Source organism: Pseudomonas sp. JZ134 (assembly GCF_051027695.1).
Classification (GTDB): Bacteria; Pseudomonadota; Gammaproteobacteria; order Pseudomonadales; family Pseudomonadaceae; genus Chryseomonas; species Chryseomonas luteola.
On the sequence record NZ_CP069250.1, the window covers coordinates 3,701,762 to 3,718,263 of the forward strand.

General features: G+C 53.9%; 15 protein-coding genes. 3 read left to right on the forward strand and 12 right to left on the reverse strand.

Annotated features, from left to right (window positions below; genetic code table 11):
- Positions 1–39 precede the first annotated feature (39 nt).
- Positions 40–345, reverse strand: a complete 306-nt coding sequence (locus tag JQR86_RS17180; protein ID WP_434154944.1) for an SAM-dependent methyltransferase — start codon at positions 343–345, stop codon at positions 40–42.
- Positions 346–612: 267 nt separating this feature from the next.
- Here JQR86_RS17180 and yhbY point away from each other — a divergent pair, with 267 nt between their 5' ends.
- Entirely contained in the window at positions 613–924 is a 312-nt protein-coding gene (yhbY, locus tag JQR86_RS17185; RefSeq protein WP_010796801.1) for a ribosome assembly RNA-binding protein YhbY, read from the forward strand.
- A 173-nt stretch (positions 925–1,097) separates the two neighbouring features.
- On the opposite strand, the gene greA is transcribed toward yhbY, so the two are convergent.
- The 8 genes from greA to grpE form a co-directional block, all read right to left on the reverse strand.
- A complete protein-coding gene (gene greA / locus JQR86_RS17190) occupies positions 1,098–1,574 on the reverse strand; it encodes a transcription elongation factor GreA (RefSeq protein WP_010796800.1) in 477 nt (158 codons plus the stop codon).
- On the reverse strand, positions 1,571–4,792 hold the full coding sequence (gene carB / locus JQR86_RS17195) for a carbamoyl-phosphate synthase large subunit (protein ID WP_010796799.1): 3,222 nt from the start codon (positions 4,790–4,792) through the stop codon (positions 1,571–1,573). The genes greA and carB overlap by 4 nt, the downstream gene beginning before the upstream one ends.
- Positions 4,793–4,811: 19 nt before the next feature.
- On the reverse strand, positions 4,812–5,471 hold the full coding sequence (gene leuE, locus JQR86_RS17200; RefSeq protein WP_434153956.1) for a leucine efflux protein LeuE: 660 nt from the start codon (positions 5,469–5,471) through the stop codon (positions 4,812–4,814).
- A gap of 3 nt (positions 5,472–5,474) precedes the next feature.
- A complete protein-coding gene (gene carA / locus JQR86_RS17205; RefSeq protein ID WP_434153957.1) occupies positions 5,475–6,611 on the reverse strand; it encodes a glutamine-hydrolyzing carbamoyl-phosphate synthase small subunit in 1,137 nt (378 codons plus the stop codon).
- A 255-nt stretch (positions 6,612–6,866) separates the two neighbouring features.
- The gene (dapB, locus tag JQR86_RS17210) at positions 6,867–7,673 is read right to left on the reverse strand and encodes a 4-hydroxy-tetrahydrodipicolinate reductase (protein ID WP_010796796.1); all 807 of its coding nucleotides are present in this window, start codon (positions 7,671–7,673) and stop codon (positions 6,867–6,869) included.
- Positions 7,674–7,733: 60 nt separating this feature from the next.
- Positions 7,734–8,864, reverse strand: coding sequence for a molecular chaperone DnaJ (gene dnaJ / locus JQR86_RS17215; protein ID WP_010796795.1), 1,131 nt, complete (start codon positions 8,862–8,864; stop codon positions 7,734–7,736).
- Between the two features lie 116 nt (positions 8,865–8,980).
- Complete coding sequence (dnaK, locus tag JQR86_RS17220) at positions 8,981–10,906, reverse strand: molecular chaperone DnaK (protein ID WP_010796794.1); 1,926 nt, start codon at positions 10,904–10,906, stop codon at positions 8,981–8,983.
- Positions 10,907–10,997: 91 nt separating this feature from the next.
- The gene (gene grpE / locus JQR86_RS17225; protein ID WP_010796793.1) at positions 10,998–11,567 is read right to left on the reverse strand and encodes a nucleotide exchange factor GrpE; all 570 of its coding nucleotides are present in this window, start codon (positions 11,565–11,567) and stop codon (positions 10,998–11,000) included.
- A 194-nt stretch (positions 11,568–11,761) separates the two neighbouring features.
- On the opposite strand from grpE, the gene recN reads away from it, so the two are divergent.
- On the forward strand, positions 11,762–13,429 hold the full coding sequence (gene recN / locus JQR86_RS17230; protein ID WP_010796792.1) for a DNA repair protein RecN: 1,668 nt from the start codon (positions 11,762–11,764) through the stop codon (positions 13,427–13,429).
- A 61-nt stretch (positions 13,430–13,490) separates the two neighbouring features.
- On the opposite strand, the gene fur is transcribed toward recN, so the two are convergent.
- Positions 13,491–13,895 carry a ferric iron uptake transcriptional regulator gene (gene fur, locus JQR86_RS17235; RefSeq protein WP_010796791.1) on the reverse strand — a complete coding sequence of 135 codons (405 nt, stop codon included), beginning with the start codon at positions 13,893–13,895 and terminating at the stop codon, positions 13,491–13,493.
- Positions 13,896–13,987: 92 nt separating this feature from the next.
- Here fur and JQR86_RS17240 point away from each other — a divergent pair, with 92 nt between their 5' ends.
- Entirely contained in the window at positions 13,988–14,536 is a 549-nt protein-coding gene (locus JQR86_RS17240; RefSeq protein ID WP_434153958.1) for an outer membrane protein assembly factor BamE, read from the forward strand.
- A gap of 64 nt (positions 14,537–14,600) precedes the next feature.
- Here the strand turns inward: JQR86_RS17240 and JQR86_RS17245 are convergent, their stop codons facing one another.
- Positions 14,601–15,536, reverse strand: coding sequence for an NAD-dependent epimerase/dehydratase family protein (locus tag JQR86_RS17245; RefSeq protein WP_150348169.1), 936 nt, complete (start codon positions 15,534–15,536; stop codon positions 14,601–14,603).
- Positions 15,529–16,428, reverse strand: a complete 900-nt coding sequence (locus JQR86_RS17250; protein WP_010796788.1) for a sugar nucleotide-binding protein — start codon at positions 16,426–16,428, stop codon at positions 15,529–15,531. Before JQR86_RS17250 ends, JQR86_RS17245 begins: the two co-directional genes overlap by 8 nt.
- Positions 16,429–16,502: the final 74 nt, after the last annotated feature.

Consider the following 16,502-nt stretch of genomic DNA (forward strand, 5'->3'; position numbering starts at 1 on the left):
AACCGTTCGTATCGAAACCGGCTATTGGCCGGTAAGTTACTACACAACGCTGACGCTGAGCAGCGGCCGTCTGTAACCCTTTATGAGATCCGTCGCTCTTCTCACTTTAGCTGAGACTTTCAGAAGAGTCTGCCGTTGCATCTGACTGCGCGTTACCTTTAGGCCTCGCACCAGCAAATACTGCTCATGCAGACGATCTTGTGACGCAAAAGACGTGCGCATAACAACCTTGTCGAAGTTCTCCCGCTCCAGCTTCAGGTAACTGCCAAACCCCTCGTCTTGAAATATTTTGATTAAGAATTCACCAGCCGGACGCAGTAGACACTGCGCAGGATCAGGCGCCAGCTTACAAAATACTTAGCTTGCAGCTGACTTACTGTACTCAAACCCCACATATTGGGGCCCTATCAGAAATAACAAGGTCTTCGGAAGCTCCACTAGTCGCCTCGCCAATTCGTTCAAAACTTTATGTTGCGCGAAAACACTCTGAACAATGTTACCTGAGCAAAAACACGCTGCTTTTCTGATCGAGCCACGCGTACTTTATCCTGTCCTTCTGGGCTATACCTAGCCGCTAGGGTACAATAGATACCTTTTCTCTGGGGTTTAATTATGGCTCTCAATCAAGAGCAGAAAAAGCAATTCAAATCTATCGGACACCATTTAAAGCCTGTATTGATAGTAGGTGAAAATGGTCTTACTGAAGGTGTACTGGCTGAGCTTGAGCGGGCACTCAACGATCATGAACTCATCAAGGTCAAGTTCAATTTAAGTGAGCGCGAAGATCGGCGAACCCTAATGGAAGAACTTTGCCAGTCCGCCAAATGCGACCTGATTCAGACCATTGGCAAAATGGCACTTATCTATCGCAAGGCTCAGCCGCAGAACCGTTCGCTTTCAAACGTAGTCCGCCATAGCCTGTAATGCCCGGAACGAATCAGGCATAACTGCATTCTGTCTGATGGGAAGAGAAAGCAGGCCCACCTTGGGCAGACCTCTCACCTTAATGCTTATTCGGCAAGTCATCTTTTGACAACCTGCCTACCCGCCTCCAATCGCTACCTCAAGGGAAGCGATTGGACAGCTGGCTACCTACATCAGATATGACGCACTTCGACGATTTCGTATTCAACATCGCCACCCGGGGTCTTAACGATCACCGCGTCGCCCTCTTGCTTGCCGATTAATGCGCGAGCAATTGGAGAACTAACCGAGATCTTGCCAGACTTTATATCTGCCTCGTCGTCACCAACGATCTGATACGTCACCGACTCGTCCGTATCAACATTTATGATCTCAACGGTTGTACCAAAAATCACCTTGCCCGAGCGCGGAATCGTTGTGATATCGATTACCTGGGCATTGGATAAACGCCCTTCGATATCACGAATACGCGCCTCGACCATACCCTGCTGCTCGCGAGCCGCATGATATTCCGCATTTTCTTTCAAATCACCCAGCTCGCGCGCCTCGGCAATCGCCTGTGTAATTTGGGGACGAAGCTCCGTCTTGAGATGCTTGAGCTCTTCCTCCAGGGCGCGAGCGCCCTGGATTGTCATAGGATATTTGTTCATGCCTTGATTCCTGCATGTAAATCTTGAAGCCGGCGCACAGTCTTTTCTGCACCAAACTTCAAAGCTTCACAAATCGCTTGGCCGCCTGCAAGCGTTGTCGTGCAGCAGATCTTGTGTTGAAGCGCATTCCGGCGAATTGAGTAGGAGTCAGCAATAGACTGACGACCTTCGGTTGTATTGATCACCAATGTAATTTCATCATTTTTGATCATGTCGACAACGTGTGGGCGACCTTCAGTCACCTTGTTAACACGGCGAACCGGCAGGCCAGCTTCCTCAATGACACGGGCCGTACCAGCCGTAGCAACAACCTCAAAGCCCAGCTCAACCAGCTCTTTAGCCACTTCAGCGACAAAAGGCTTATCGTCATCCCGAACACTGATAAAGGCACAACCACTATTGGGAAGAATCTCACTCGCACCCAACTGGGCTTTCGAGAATGCCTCGGCGAAGCTGTCGCCTACGCCCATGACCTCTCCGGTAGATTTCATTTCTGGGCCGAGAAGCGGATCGACGCCAGGGAATTTGGCGAAGGGGAACACTGCCTCCTTAACACTGTAATAAGGCGGAATGATCTCCTTGGTAAACCCGATCTCTTCCAGGGTTTTACCCGCCATTACACGTGCCGCTACCTTGGCCAGTGACTCGCCAATGCACTTGGAAACGAATGGCACTGTACGGGAGGCACGCGGGTTTACTTCCAGCACATAAACATCGTTCCCCTGAAGGGCCAACTGCACGTTCATCAGTCCGACCACGCCAAGCTCCAGCGCCATTTTCCGGATCTGCTCACGCATTTCATCCTGTATGTGTGCCGGCAGGGAGTACGGAGGCAATGAGCACGCCGAATCACCCGAGTGGATACCCGCCTGCTCGATGTGCTGCATGATAGCGCCAATGACTACATCCTTGCCGTCACATACTGCATCCACGTCTACTTCTATCGCGCAGTTCAGGAAGTGATCCAGCAACACAGGGCTATCATTGGACACCTGCACCGCTTCGCGCATGTAGCGCTTGAGCTCTTCTTCTTCGTAAACGATTTCCATGGCACGGCCACCCAACACATATGAAGGGCGAACCACCAACGGATAACCGATACGCTTGGCACCAGCAATCGCTTCTTCTTCGCTGCGAGCAGTAGCATTCGGCGGCTGGCGCAGATTCAAACGCTCGATCATCTGCTGGAAGCGCTCACGATCCTCAGCGCGATCGATTGCATCGGGACTGGTACCGATAATCGGAACCCCGGCCTCCTCCAGCGCGCGAGCCAGCTTCAAGGGTGTCTGGCCACCGAACTGAACGATTACACCCTTAGGCTGCTCGACACGCACGATTTCCAACACGTCCTCAAGCGTAACCGGCTCAAAATACAGGCGGTCAGACGTGTCGTAATCCGTCGACACGGTTTCGGGGTTGCAGTTGATCATGATGGTTTCGTAACCATCTTCACGCATAGCCAGAGCTGCATGAACACAGCAGTAGTCGAACTCGATACCTTGTCCGATACGGTTGGGGCCACCCCCAATCACCATGATCTTGTCACGGCTGGATGGGTTGGCCTCACACTCCTCCTCATACGTGGAGTACATGTACGCAGTGTCGGTCGCGAACTCTGCGGCGCAGGTATCGACACGCTTGTAGACCGGGAGCACTTCCAGCTTGTAGCGATGGCGACGCAGGCTTTTTTCCGTCACACCGAGCAGCTTGGCCAGACGTGCATCTGAGAAGCCCTTGCGCTTGAGCTTCCACATGAGATTACGATCGACATCCGCCAACCCCAGGGTTTTGACCTTTTCTTCATCCTTGATCAGGTCTTCGATCTGCACCAGGAACCACGGATCGATCTTGGTCAGCTCAAACACACGCTCAACGCTCAGACCACGACGGAACGCATCTCCGACGTACCAGATACGCTCTGCGCCAGGCACTGTAAGTTCGCGCTTGAGAATGCTATCGGCTTCAGGATCTTCTGGATTGAGCTTGGGATCAAATCCGTTTACGCCAACCTCCAGGCCACGCAATGCTTTTTGGACCGATTCCTGGAAGGTACGACCGATCGCCATTACCTCACCCACCGATTTCATCTGGGTAGTCAGGCGGGCATCAGCCTTAGGGAATTTCTCAAAGGCAAAGCGCGGTATCTTGGTTACGACATAGTCGATAGCCGGCTCGAACGATGCTGGGGTGCGCCCACCAGTAATGTCGTTCTGCAGCTCGTCCAGCGTGTAGCCAACTGCGAGTTTGGCTGCAATTTTGGCAATCGGGAAACCTGTGGCCTTGGATGCCAGCGCCGAAGAACGGCTGACGCGTGGGTTCATCTCGATGACAACCATGCGACCTGTATCAGGGCAGATACCGAACTGCACGTTGGAGCCACCGGTTTCGACACCAATTTCACGCAGCACCGCCAGGGAGGCGTTACGCATGATCTGGTATTCCTTATCGGTTAGCGTCTGCGCAGGCGCAACGGTGATGGAGTCGCCTGTATGCACACCCATAGGATCGAAGTTTTCGATGGAGCAGACGATGATGCAGTTGTCCTTTTTATCGCGGACAACTTCCATTTCGTACTCTTTCCAACCGATCAGAGACTCATCGATCAAAAGCTCGTTGGTTGGTGAAAGATCCAGACCGCGAGAGCAAATCTCTTCGAATTCTTCACGGTTATAGGCAATACCGCCACCACTGCCACCCATAGTGAAGGATGGGCGGATGATGCAAGGGAAACCAACCTGCTCCAGCACGCCGTACGCCTCTTCCATGCTGTGGGCAATACCCGAGCGCGGACAGGCCAGGCCGATGGCACGCATGGCCTTGTCGAAACGGGAGCGGTCCTCTGCCTTATCAATCGTATCAGCATTGGCACCGATCATTTCGACGCCAAACTTTTCCAGGACGCCATGACGTTCAAGGTCCAGCGCACAGTTCAACGCTGTCTGGCCACCCATGGTAGGCAGCAGCGCGTCAGGGCGCTCTTTCTCAATGATTTTAGCTACCGTCGCCCACTTGATAGGCTCGATGTAGGTCGCATCAGCCATGGATGGGTCAGTCATAATGGTGGCCGGATTGGAGTTCACCAGAATGACGCGGAAACCTTCTTCTTTCAGGGCCTTACAGGCCTGTGCACCGGAGTAATCGAATTCGCAGGCCTGGCCGATAACGATAGGGCCGGCACCGAGGATCAGGATGCTCTTTATGTCTGTACGCTTGGGCATGGGATTCTCGTTGCAGTAATCAAGTCAGAGTTGCGGTCGCCAGCTTCACACCAAAGCCAACGAATAATGCGCCTACACCAGTATTGGCACTGGCGGCGAGCCGTTGACGCTGGCGGAACCAGGCCGCCAAACGCACACCGGTAAAAATCAGAAAACTGAGGTATATCGCGCTGATCACTTCAAGAATCAGCCCGAGCACCCCGAATGCCAACCCTGGATGAGCGTACCCGGGATCGACAAACTGTATGAAGAAGGACACAAAGAACAAAATGGCCTTTGGATTCGACAAACTCAATAGAAGTGCCTTTCTAAAAGGCTTGTCGATGCCCTCTTCTTGAGTCTGCTGCTCAATGGGCGACAGGGGATAACGCCACTGACGCCAGGCGCCACGTAATATTCCTATACCTAGATACAGTAGATAAGCTGCGCCCAGGTACTTGAGTCCCATGAAAAACAGGGGCTCGGCTTTCAAGAGTGAGGCTACTCCCAACGCGGATAGCGTCATAAGTAACGCATCCCCAAAGAAGACGCCAAAGGCAGCACGATAACCGGCTGCCACGCCTCTTCTTGCAGAGGACGCCAGCACAAAGAGGGAGTTGGGACCGGGCAGCAATACGACGAAAATCACACCCGCTATATATGTCCAAAGGTCAGTGATATCCAACTCCGACCAGGCCATTTATTAACGCCGCCCCGCCATGGCATTGATGAAGCGATCAAACAGTGGCGCCACATCATGCGGCCCCGGACTTGCTTCCGGATGACCTTGGAAGCTGAACGCGATCTTGTCAGTACGCTCGATGCCCTGGAGGGTACCGTCGAACAGCGACTTGTGAGTTGCACGAACGTTGCCTGGCAATGTCGCTTCATCTACAGCAAAACCGTGGTTTTGACTGGTGATCATCACAACACCCGTATCGAGATCCTGCACCGGGTGGTTTGCACCATGGTGACCGTTAGGCATTTTCACTGTACGCGCACCAGAGGCCAACGCTAAAAGCTGATGCCCCAAGCAGATACCGAAAACGGGAATGTCTGTTTCGAGCACTTCCTGAATAGCCCGGATTGCATAATCACAAGGCTCAGGATCTCCCGGACCATTGGCTAGGAATATACCATCAGGATTTAACGCCAAGGCTTCGCTGGCTGGGGTTTGCGCGGGCAGAACAGTAATTCGGCAGCCGCGAGCAACCAACATCCTGAGGATGTTGTATTTGACACCGTAGTCAAACGCAACCACATGGTAAGGCAACTGGTCAGCCGGAATCTCTGGAGCACTATCTGTCTCCAGCCCCCAAACAGAGCGGCGCCATTCGTAGGACTGCTTGACGCTCACCTCTTTGGCAAGATCCATTCCCTTGAGGCCTGGGAACGCACGGGCTGCTTCAAGCGCCTGCGCCTCAGTGATGTCATCACCTGCAAGAATGCAGCCATTTTGAGCGCCCTTTTCACGCAGAATCCGGGTCAGCTTGCGGGTATCAATTCCAGCAATGGCTACGGTCTGATTGGCACGAAGATAGTCAGGAAGTGACTGCTTGTTACGCCAGTTGCTGGCTACCAGGGGAAGATCACGAATAATCAGGCCGGAGGCCCATACCTGATTGGCCTCACTGTCTTCAGGTGTCGTACCGGTGTTGCCAATGTGAGGATAAGTAAGGGTTACGAGTTGCTTGGCATAGGAAGGATCGGTGAGGATTTCCTGATAGCCGGTCATAGCGGTATTAAACACCACCTCACCGACTGTAAGACCGTCGGCACCGATGGATTCTCCGTGGAAAATCGTGCCATCGGCAAGTGCGAGAATGGCTGGCTTAGTCAAGAGACCTCCCAAAATCTAGTCTGAAGAGGCAAACGCAGGTTGTAAAAAAGCGGGATGTGGTATGAACCGCATCCCGCTTTTTTATTAGATCATGCTGCGCTGGCTTTAGTGGACACACTAAAGCTGCATGATACGGAAATTACTTGAGCAAATCCACACTTATTGATGCAGCTCATCGCCTTAGATGCCAAAACGAAACTAGATAATCTAAAGCACCTCTAAGCGCACCTCATAAGTGCCTAGCGAAAAGATAATTTAACGCAGCCCTAAAACATCCTGCATGTCGTAAAGGCCAGGCTCTTTCCCCTCCAGCCACAGCGCTGCGCGGACCGCACCCTTTGCAAAGGTCATGCGACTTGACGCCTTGTGGGTAATCTCGACTCGCTCGCCCTCGGCAGCAAACAATACCGTATGGTCTCCAACCACATCGCCCGCCCGGACAGTAGCAAAACCAATCGTCTTGCGGTCACGTGCTCCGGTCTGACCTTCACGACCGTATACAGCCACCTCATTCAGATCTCGGCCCAAGGCCTGCGCAACGACTTCGCCCATACGTAACGCTGTACCGGAAGGAGCATCGACTTTATGCCGGTGGTGAGCCTCGATAACTTCAATGTCAACTTCATCTCCAAGCACACGAGCAGCCGTGTCAAGAAGCTTCAAACACAGGTTGACGCCTACACTGAAATTGGCTGCAAACACGATCGGAACCTGTTTACTCGCCTCCATGAGCATAAGTTTCTGCTCTGCAGTAAAGCCGGTGGTCCCAATGACCATAGCTTTGCCTGCCTGACGGCAATAAGTCAGATTCTGTAGCGTTACGGTTGGATGAGTAAAATCAATCAGCACATCGAACTCATCGGCAACCCGCGCCAGATCGCCAGATAAAGGCACACCGATACGACCAATGCCAGCCAACTCACCGGCATCCGCTCCAACCAGGGTACTGTCAGGACGATCCACCGCTGCCGTCAGTCCCGCCGCGCCACTGGTTTGCTGCACGGCTTCAACCAGCGTCTTACCCATGCGCCCGGCGGCGCCCATTACTGCTATACGTCGCATTGTTATGCTCCATGCCGCTAGCAACAGGCCGACACGCCGCCAGGCCTGTGCCCGCCTGGCTTATAGATCGTCGAAAAAACGCTTCATACCATCGAACCACCCACTGGCACGCGGCGAGTGCGAGCTATTGCCTTGAAGTGTATTGCGGAACTCTTCGAGCAGCTCACGCTGGCGCTTGTCCAAATTAACAGGCGTCTCGACCACCACACGGCACATCAGATCACCCGCACCACCCCCGCGCACAGGCACAACACCCTTACCGCGCAAGCGGAACATTTTGCCTGTCTGGGTGGCTTCTGGAATCTTGAGCTTCACGCGGCCGTCGAGCGTTGGCACCTCCAGCTCGCCTCCCAGCGCCGCATCGGCAAAGCTGATCGGCACTTCACAATAGAGATGCTTACCGTCACGCTGGAAGATGGCATGCTCACGAACGTTCACAACCACGTATAGATCGCCGGCAGGCCCACCCATCGTTCCCGCCTCGCCCTCGCCAGAAAGGCGGATGCGGTCACCGGTATCAACACCTGCCGGAACCTTGACCGACAGCGTCTTCTGCTCTTCGATACGCCCCTGACCATGACAGGTCTGGCATGGCTCAGGAATGATCTTGCCAGTGCCATGACACCGCGGACAGGTCTGTTGAACCGAAAAGAAGCCTTGCTGCATGCGAACCTGACCAATACCACCACAGGTCGTACAGGTAGTTGGCGACGTGCCGGGCTTTGCACCGCTGCCATCACAGGTCTTACACCCGACCAGTGTTGGGACACGGATCGTGACATTAGTGCCACGTACAGCCTCTTCAAGGTCTAGATCCAGCGTATAACGCAGGTCTGCGCCACGCTGCGGACCACCACGTCCGCCTCCACGAGCGTTACCAAAGAAATCACTAAACACATCGCCAAATATGTCGGAGAAGCTGGCGCCTGCTGCTCCAGCGCCGAAGCCACCAGCCCCCATGCTGGGATCAACCCCTGCATGCCCATATTGGTCGTATGCAGAGCGCTTACCCGCATCGGACAGCACTTCATAGGCCTCATTGGCCTCTTTAAATTTTTCCTCAGCGGCCTTATCGCCCGGATTACGGTCCGGGTGATATTTCATCGCAAGGCGCCTGTAAGCCTTTTTCAGGTCAGCATCACTAGCGCCACGCTCGACACCAAGAATCTCGTAATAATCACGCTTGGCCATAAGTTTCCTGCACCTTCATTTTTCAACCCTCCAGACACGCCAACGCGGGAGGCAGGCTCCCGCGCAGCGGATCAGGCAGGTCAAGTAACCTGCCGGGGCTCAAGCAAGCGCGAGGCTTACTTATTGTCCTTGACCTCTTCGAACTCGGCATCCACAACGTCATCGCCGGCAGGCTTGTCGCTGTTGGTATCTGCCTTGGCTGCGCCTTCTGCATTTGGAGCAGGCTGCTCAGCATACATCTTCTGAGCCAACGGAGCAGAAGCCTGAGACAAAGCGTTCATCTTGGCCTCGATGGCCTCCTTGTCATCACCCTTCACCGCTGCTTCAAGCTCACCAAGCGCTTTTTCGATGGCCGCTTTTTCGTCAGCGCTCGCCTTGTCACCCGCTTCGGTAAGCATCTTGCGCGTGCCGTGCGCCAGCGCATCGCCCTGGTTACGTGCAGTTACCAGCTCTTCGAACTTACGGTCCTCATCAGCATTGGCCTCGGCATCACGAACCATCTGCTGGATCTCTTCTTCGGAAAGACCAGAAGACGCCTTGATGACAATGGACTGCTGCTTACCAGTGGCCTTGTCCTTGGCAGACACATGCAGAATGCCGTTGGCATCAATATCGAATGTGACCTCGATCTGCGGTACGCCACGGGGTGCTGGCGGAATCTCAGCCAGGTCAAACTTACCCAGGGACTTGTTCTGTGCAGCCTGCTTACGCTCACCCTGCAGCACATGAATAGTCACAGCGCTCTGGTTATCATCTGCCGTCGAGAACACCTGCGACTTCTTGGTTGGAATCGTAGTGTTTTTCTCGATCAGCGGAGTCATCACGCCGCCCATGGTTTCGATGCCCAGCGTCAGCGGACTTACGTCCAGCAGCAGAACATCTTTAACGTCACCTGCCAGTACGGCACCCTGAATCGCAGCGCCGATAGCTACCGCTTCGTCAGGATTGACATCTTTACGTGCTTCTTTGCCAAAGAACTCAGCTACGCGTTTCTGAACCAGAGGCATACGCGTCTGACCACCAACCAGGATCACCTCATCGATGCTGGACACATCGATACCGGCATCCTTCAGTGCCGTGCGGCAGGGCTCGATGGTGCGCTCGACCAAGTCCTCAACCAGCGACTCCAGCTTGGCACGGGAGATCTTCACGTTCAGGTGCTTGGGACCTGTTGCGTCTGCGGTAATGTACGGCAGGTTCACATCAGTCTGTTGAGCCGAAGAAAGCTCGATCTTGGCTTTCTCAGCAGCTTCTTTCAGACGCTGCATAGCCAGCGGATCACCCTTGAGGTTGATGCCGCTTTCTTTTTTGAATTCGTCTACCAGATAGTCGATCAGACGAATATCGAAGTCTTCACCACCCAGGAAGGTATCACCATTGGTCGCCAGTACTTCGAACTGGTGTTCCCCATCCACTTCCGCGATTTCAATCACGGACACGTCGAAGGTACCGCCACCCAGATCGTACACGATAACGGTGTGGTCGCCCTTGGCCTTGTCCAGGCCATACGCCAGCGCAGCAGCCGTCGGCTCGTTGATGATTCGCTTAACATCCAAGCCTGCGATACGACCGGCATCCTTGGTAGCCTGACGCTGGCTATCATTGAAGTAGGCCGGAACGGTAATTACCGCTTCGCTTACTGTCTCGCCCAGGTAATCCTCGGCGGTTTTCTTCATCTTCTTCAGCACTTCGGCAGAAATCTGCGGAGGAGCCATCTTCTGGCCCTTCACTTCTACCCACGCATCACCATTGTCTGCCTTGACGATGCTGTAAGGCACCATCTGGATATCTTTCTGTACCACATTCTCTTCGAAGCGGCGGCCGATCAGACGCTTGACGGCGTACAGCGTGTTTTGCGGGTTAGTCACCGCCTGACGCTTAGCAGGCTGACCTACCAGTGTTTCGCCATCGTTGGTGTAGGCAATAATAGACGGCGTGGTGCGAGCGCCTTCAGCGTTCTCAAGCACCTTTACATTGCCGTTTTCGAGGATGGCCACGCAGGAGTTGGTCGTCCCCAGGTCGATACCAATGATCTTACCCATGTTCACTCTCCAGAAATCTTGATTCCGTGCGATCCGTCTGCGGATCTTTTTTGCTCGGTTGTTTCACCAAATGGGGATCGAGCAGATTATTTCAAGCCTTTTCGTTAATTGTCGGCTGCTGACTCGAAGGCGCCTTGCTGACAACCACCATGGCCGGACGCAACAGGCGTCCATTGATGGAATAGCCCTTCTGGAAAACTTTCAGCACACTGCCCGGCTCGACATTGGCACTTTCCTCCATTGCCATAGCCTGGTGATGCTCTGGATTAAAGGGCGCACCATGCGGATCAATAACCTCTACCTGGTAACGCTTGAGCGTGTCCTGGAAAACCTTGAGCGTCAGCTCCATGCCTTCACGCATAGGGCGCAGCGCCTCGTTGTTGGCATCCGACATCTCAAGACCACGCTCAAGGCTATCGATCACAGCCAATAGGTCGCCCGCGAACTTTTCCAAGGCAAACTTGTGCGCTTTCTCGACATCCTGCTCAGCGCGGCGACGGACGTTCTGCAACTCAGCTGCGCTACGCAGCATCTGATCTTGTGCAGCCGCTAGCTGCTCTTCCAATGACGCTACGCGAGCAGCCAGGTCATCTCCCTGAGAAGCCTGGGCGTCTTGATTGGTTTCAGGCTTTTGAATATCTGGATTTTGTTCGTCAGCCATGTCGTCCTCCTGTCGAATCAGTTGGCAGGCGAGGCACCATATAAAGCGCTGCAAAGCCTGCGGTTCTGCCCGCTATATGGGGCCGGCATTTAAAGCTTCAAGGGTTGAGCTTATTGCCAGAACGAAAAGAAAAACTGTATAAATGAACACCACTGAATAAATAACCAGATCAACAGATTTCGGAGCCCACCCACATGTTGGTGCATCTGTCCGTCCGTAATTACGCGATTGTTGAACATCTCGATCTTGAACTTGAGCGTGGCATGACAGTGATTACCGGCGAAACGGGCGCCGGCAAATCGATCATGCTCGATGCGCTCGGCCTTACCATGGGCGACAGGGCAGATAGCGGCGTAGTACGCCCTGGCGCTGACAAGGCGGACATCCTGGCCACCTTTGATCTGAAACGCATCCCCGAGGCGCAAAGCTGGCTGGCCGAGCGAGACCTTGATAATGATGGGTTGTGTATTTTGCGCCGTGTTATTACAGCCGAAGGTCGCTCGCGGGCCTACATCAACGGGTCGCCCTGCCCTCAAGGGGACCTTAAGGCATTGGGCAGCCTGCTCATCGACATCCATAGCCAGCATGAACATCAGTCACTGCTGAAAACGGATACCCATCGCCGCTTGCTGGATGAATTTGCCGAGGCAAAAGAGCTGGCACGCCAGGTACAGCTGGCTTCACAGCGGTGGCGCCAGACCAAGCAAACCCTTGAGCGACTGTCGAGTAGCAGTGAAGAACAACGAGCTCGCTATCAGTTGCTGAGTTACCAGCTTGAAGAGCTGGCAAATCTCGCTTTGAGCGAAGGGGAAATCGAAGCACTTGAACAGGAGCAGAAGACACTAGCCAGCGCAGAGCAGCTTCTTGTTGCCTGTCGTCAGGTCATCGACCTATGCAGTGAGGGTGAAGGCGGCAACGTCCTGTCGGCCCTGAACACAAGCACTCACCGCCTGGGCGGATTCAGTCATGCGCCCAAACCGCTGGAGGAAGCGACAAACCTAATTGGTTCGGCGCAGATACAGATCGAAGAAGCCGTGTCCGAACTCAACCGCTTTATCGATAACTTCGAGGCCGATCCAGAGCGCCAACAGGTAGTACAGGAGCGCCTGGATGCCATCTACACCATGGCGCGTAAACATCGCGTACAGCCCGAAGAACTTGTTCACTTGCAGACACAGCTTCAGAGTGAGCTCGAGTCGCTTAATGCTGATGATGCAGCGGTTGAGCGCCTCCAGGAAGAGCTGGCAGCGTATGCACGTCATTATCAAGAAAAGGCCAATGAACTGAGCGAACGGCGACAAACCCGTGCGCCCGAGTTGGCGGCAGCCGTAGAGACAGAGATGCAGCGCCTCGGCATGCCTGGTGGTCGTTTCTCTATTACGCTACAGCCTGAACCCTCAGACGACCTGCAACCTTACGGTCAAGAAACGGTGGAGTTTCGCGTAAGCGCAAACCCTGGTCAGCCGTTGAAAACTCTGGCTAAGGTAGCGTCAGGAGGCGAGCTGTCTCGTATCAGCTTGGCCATTCAGGTCATCACAGCCCAGACGTCACGCGTCCCTACGCTTGTATTCGACGAAGTGGATGTAGGGATCGGCGGGCCTACCGCTGAAATTGTAGGTCAATTGCTACGACGCCTCGGCGAAGATGGACAGGTTTTAACCGTTACTCACCTGCCACAAGTAGCGGCTCAGGGACATCACCACCTCTTTGTTCACAAGGAGCGTGGCGTCAGTGAAACACGGACGGCGGTTGCGATACTCGACAAACAGCGCCGCATTGAGGAAGTGGCCCGCATGCTAGGGGGCATCGACCTAACGCGCGAATCCCTTGCGCATGCCAAAAAGATGGTTACAGCGAAATAACAGCGTTAAGACGAAACAAAAACAGCGGCAAAGGCCGCTGTTTTTTATTGCGCAGCAAGGCTTATTTTCTTTTTTTGACGTACAGCACAAGATTGTGATCGACCAGCTCATAGCCGTGCTCCTCAACAATCTCACGCTGGCGCTTTTCGATTGAGGCATCGGTGAACTCGATGACCTCGCCTGAGTCTACACACACCATATGATCATGATGTCCCGTATCCGCCAGCTCAAACACGGCATGACCGCCATCGAAATTGTGGCGATCCACCAGTCCAGCGGCTTCAAACTGGGTCAATACACGATAAACAGTAGCGAGTCCGACATCCTCGCCGGCCTCCATTAACGCCTTGTATACATCTTCAGCACTCATATGGCGCTGACCGGCGGAATCCAGCATTTGCAGGATCTTGACCCTTGGAAGAGTCACTTTTAGCCCGGCTTTACGGAGCTCGTTATTTTCAACCATGTTCTTTCTCGGCTTCGAACGCTTCGCAGCACTTCGGAATGCAGGTATGATCAGAGTTCATTGCCTAGCAAGATAGTGGAAGTCTTCCCCCGATGCAAAACCTCAAGCTAACGCTGACCGGGCTTACCTTTCTGAGCCTCGCCACGCTCGCCGGATGTTCTTTTCCGGGGGTCTACAAAATTGATATCCAGCAGGGCAACGTTGTCACGCAGGACATGATAGACCAGCTTCGCCCAGGAATGACCCGACGACAAGTAAGGTTTATCATGGGGAGCCCCCTGATTACCGATACTTTTCACGCTAATCGCTGGGATTATCTCTATAGCATGCAGCCGGGTGGCGGTCAGCGCCAGCAGGAGCGTGTGAGCCTGGTTTTCGATGACAGCGATCATCTTGTAGGCCTCGCCGGCGACTTCAAACCGGGTGTTACCCGGGAGCAGGAAATCATGGGCACAGACGGTCAAACCGCTGCTCCAGAGACTTCCAGCCCAGCGGACCAGCCCGCTCAACAACAACCTCAGCAGCCGGCTGATCAACCGCCAGCACCTGGCTCAGTTGAAGAGCAGATCCAGCAGGAAATCGATAGAACACAGTCGACTCCAGTCCCTACGCCAGCCCCTATTGATACACAGAACGAATAGATTCCATTATCTATTTCAAATAAAAAAGCCCCGGTTGACGGGGCTTTTTTATGGGGCGCCATGGTTAGCTGTCTGTCTTTAACAACAGGCTCAGCCCCTCACGCATAGACGTAACGTGATCAAAAGTGAAATATGCCTTGAGACGCGAGTTATCTGCTTTTGAATGACGGATATCACCTGCGCGTGTTGCTGCATGTGTGATCTTGGGAAGACCGCCTACTAAGTCGCCAACTTCCTGTAACAATTGATTCAGGCTAACGACTTGGCCGTGTCCTACGTTGACAGGCCCAACCACGGGTTCAGCGCTTTCAAGACCTTGGACAATAAGCCCTACCAGATCGCCCACATATACAAAATCGCGGGTCTGCTCGCCATCGCCGTAAACGGTTATTGGCTCTCCCTGACGTGCTCGATCCGTAAAAATACTGATGACCCCCGAGTATGGTGAAGACGGATCCTGCCGAGGGCCATATATATTGAAGAACCGGAAGACGACCGGCTCCAGAGCGTGCTCACGGCGGTAGAAATCAAAGTAATACTCGCCAGCCAGCTTATCAGCTGCATAGGGCGTAAGCGGCGCCTTGGGCGTTTCCTCGGCAATGGCCTGCCCTTCTCCGTTCGGCCCATATACCGCAGCACTTGAAGCAAAAACCACACGGCGAACATGATGCTTGCGCATGGCTTCGCAGACATTCAACGTGCCTATAAAATTGCTCTGATGTGTACTAACTGGGTTGTCTACCGACGCCTGAACCGAGGCGACAGCTGCCAAATGCACAACAGCACAGCAACCTGTCATCGCTTGGTGGACCGTATCGGTATCGGCCACGTCCCCTTGAATGATTTCCAACCAAGCATTATCTGCTGGGAGATTGTCCCGTTTACCGGTAGAGAAATCGTCCAGTACCCGGACACGTTTGCCTTTGGCTAGTAGCACATCAACCAGATGAGAGCCAATGAACCCGGCTCCGCCCGTTATGAGAATAGGTTGCTCAGTCATGGCGACTTCCTGTTTGCCGATAATAACGGTCCAGCAAAGCGGACATTCCGCTACGCCAGTTACGCGGCTTGACGCCAAACGTGTTCAAAATCTTTCTGCAAGCTAACACTGCATTTTGCGGCTCTTCAGAAGCATCAAGAGTCGCGCCATGAGCTCTTGGCTCAAGGTTCGGCTCTGGCATCCCGTGCAGAGTCAGGGCCTCGGCAATAATCGCCTGTCCCAGCGTCAATTGAGTAACAGCCTCAATACCGCCGTAATGATAGGTCCCCCACAGAGGAGCACTGCAATCCAGTTGCTTGATGACGGCTAGGATAACCCGCCCGGCGTCATCGACAGGGGTTGGGCTTCCACGACGGTCATCAGCAAGCGGCATCAATTGCCCTACCTCAGCCCGCGACAGGAAACGGTCCAGCTCACCTTGCGGGCTTTCATCCAGAAGCCATCCCAATCGCAACAGAACATGCTGGGGGCACAAGGCACGTACTGTTTGCTCTATAGTCAATAGCGCCTGTCCGCGAACACCAAGAGGATTGGGCTCATCTTTCTCGCTATACGCACTCGCTCTACTCCCATCGAAAACACGGTAGCTGGAGGGCTGTATCAAGGCAATTGAGTAATGTTGGCAGAGTTCAGCCAGCCGCTCGATAGCACTGGCCTGCCGAGAGAGCTGGTCATCATCGACGTGCTCGGCCTGAAACCAGTCGAAATAATAGGCCAGGTTGATGATTACATCGGGACGGGTGTCATCAAGCAACTGAGTCAGGTGGCTGGCATTCCAGCCCTGCGCTGGCGGACGAGGTGCAAGAAAGTGAATATCTTCTTCAGCACCCAGACGGATCAGCGCCTGACCCAGGGCATTACCGCCGCCCAACAGCATGAGGCGCATGCGCATGGAGTTCGGGTATCTTCCAAAATCTAATCATAAATGGCGTGCCTGAAAACAGGCACGCCGACAGGGTCATCATT

Excerpts from the sequence above, each read along its gene's own strand:
- carB (WP_010796799.1), bottom strand. The coding sequence starts at position 4,792 with ATGCCCAAGCGTACAGACATAAAGAGCATCCTGATCCTCGGTGCCGGC.
- fur (WP_010796791.1), bottom strand. The coding sequence starts at position 13,895 with ATGGTTGAAAATAACGAGCTCCGTAAAGCCGGGCTAAAAGTGACTCTT.
- dnaK (WP_010796794.1), bottom strand. The coding sequence starts at position 10,906 with ATGGGTAAGATCATTGGTATCGACCTGGGGACGACCAACTCCTGCGTG.
- recN (WP_010796792.1), top strand. The coding sequence starts at position 11,762 with ATGTTGGTGCATCTGTCCGTCCGTAATTACGCGATTGTTGAACATCTC.
- JQR86_RS17250 (WP_010796788.1), bottom strand. The coding sequence starts at position 16,428 with ATGCGCATGCGCCTCATGCTGTTGGGCGGCGGTAATGCCCTGGGTCAG.
- dapB (WP_010796796.1), bottom strand. The coding sequence starts at position 7,673 with ATGCGACGTATAGCAGTAATGGGCGCCGCCGGGCGCATGGGTAAGACG.
- yhbY (WP_010796801.1), top strand. The coding sequence starts at position 613 with ATGGCTCTCAATCAAGAGCAGAAAAAGCAATTCAAATCTATCGGACAC.
- grpE (WP_010796793.1), bottom strand. The coding sequence starts at position 11,567 with ATGGCTGACGAACAAAATCCAGATATTCAAAAGCCTGAAACCAATCAA.
- leuE (WP_434153956.1), bottom strand. The coding sequence starts at position 5,471 with ATGGCCTGGTCGGAGTTGGATATCACTGACCTTTGGACATATATAGCG.
- JQR86_RS17245 (WP_150348169.1), bottom strand. The coding sequence starts at position 15,536 with ATGACTGAGCAACCTATTCTCATAACGGGCGGAGCCGGGTTCATTGGC.
- dnaJ (WP_010796795.1), bottom strand. The coding sequence starts at position 8,864 with ATGGCCAAGCGTGATTATTACGAGATTCTTGGTGTCGAGCGTGGCGCT.
- JQR86_RS17240 (WP_434153958.1), top strand. The coding sequence starts at position 13,988 with ATGCAAAACCTCAAGCTAACGCTGACCGGGCTTACCTTTCTGAGCCTC.
- greA (WP_010796800.1), bottom strand. The coding sequence starts at position 1,574 with ATGAACAAATATCCTATGACAATCCAGGGCGCTCGCGCCCTGGAGGAA.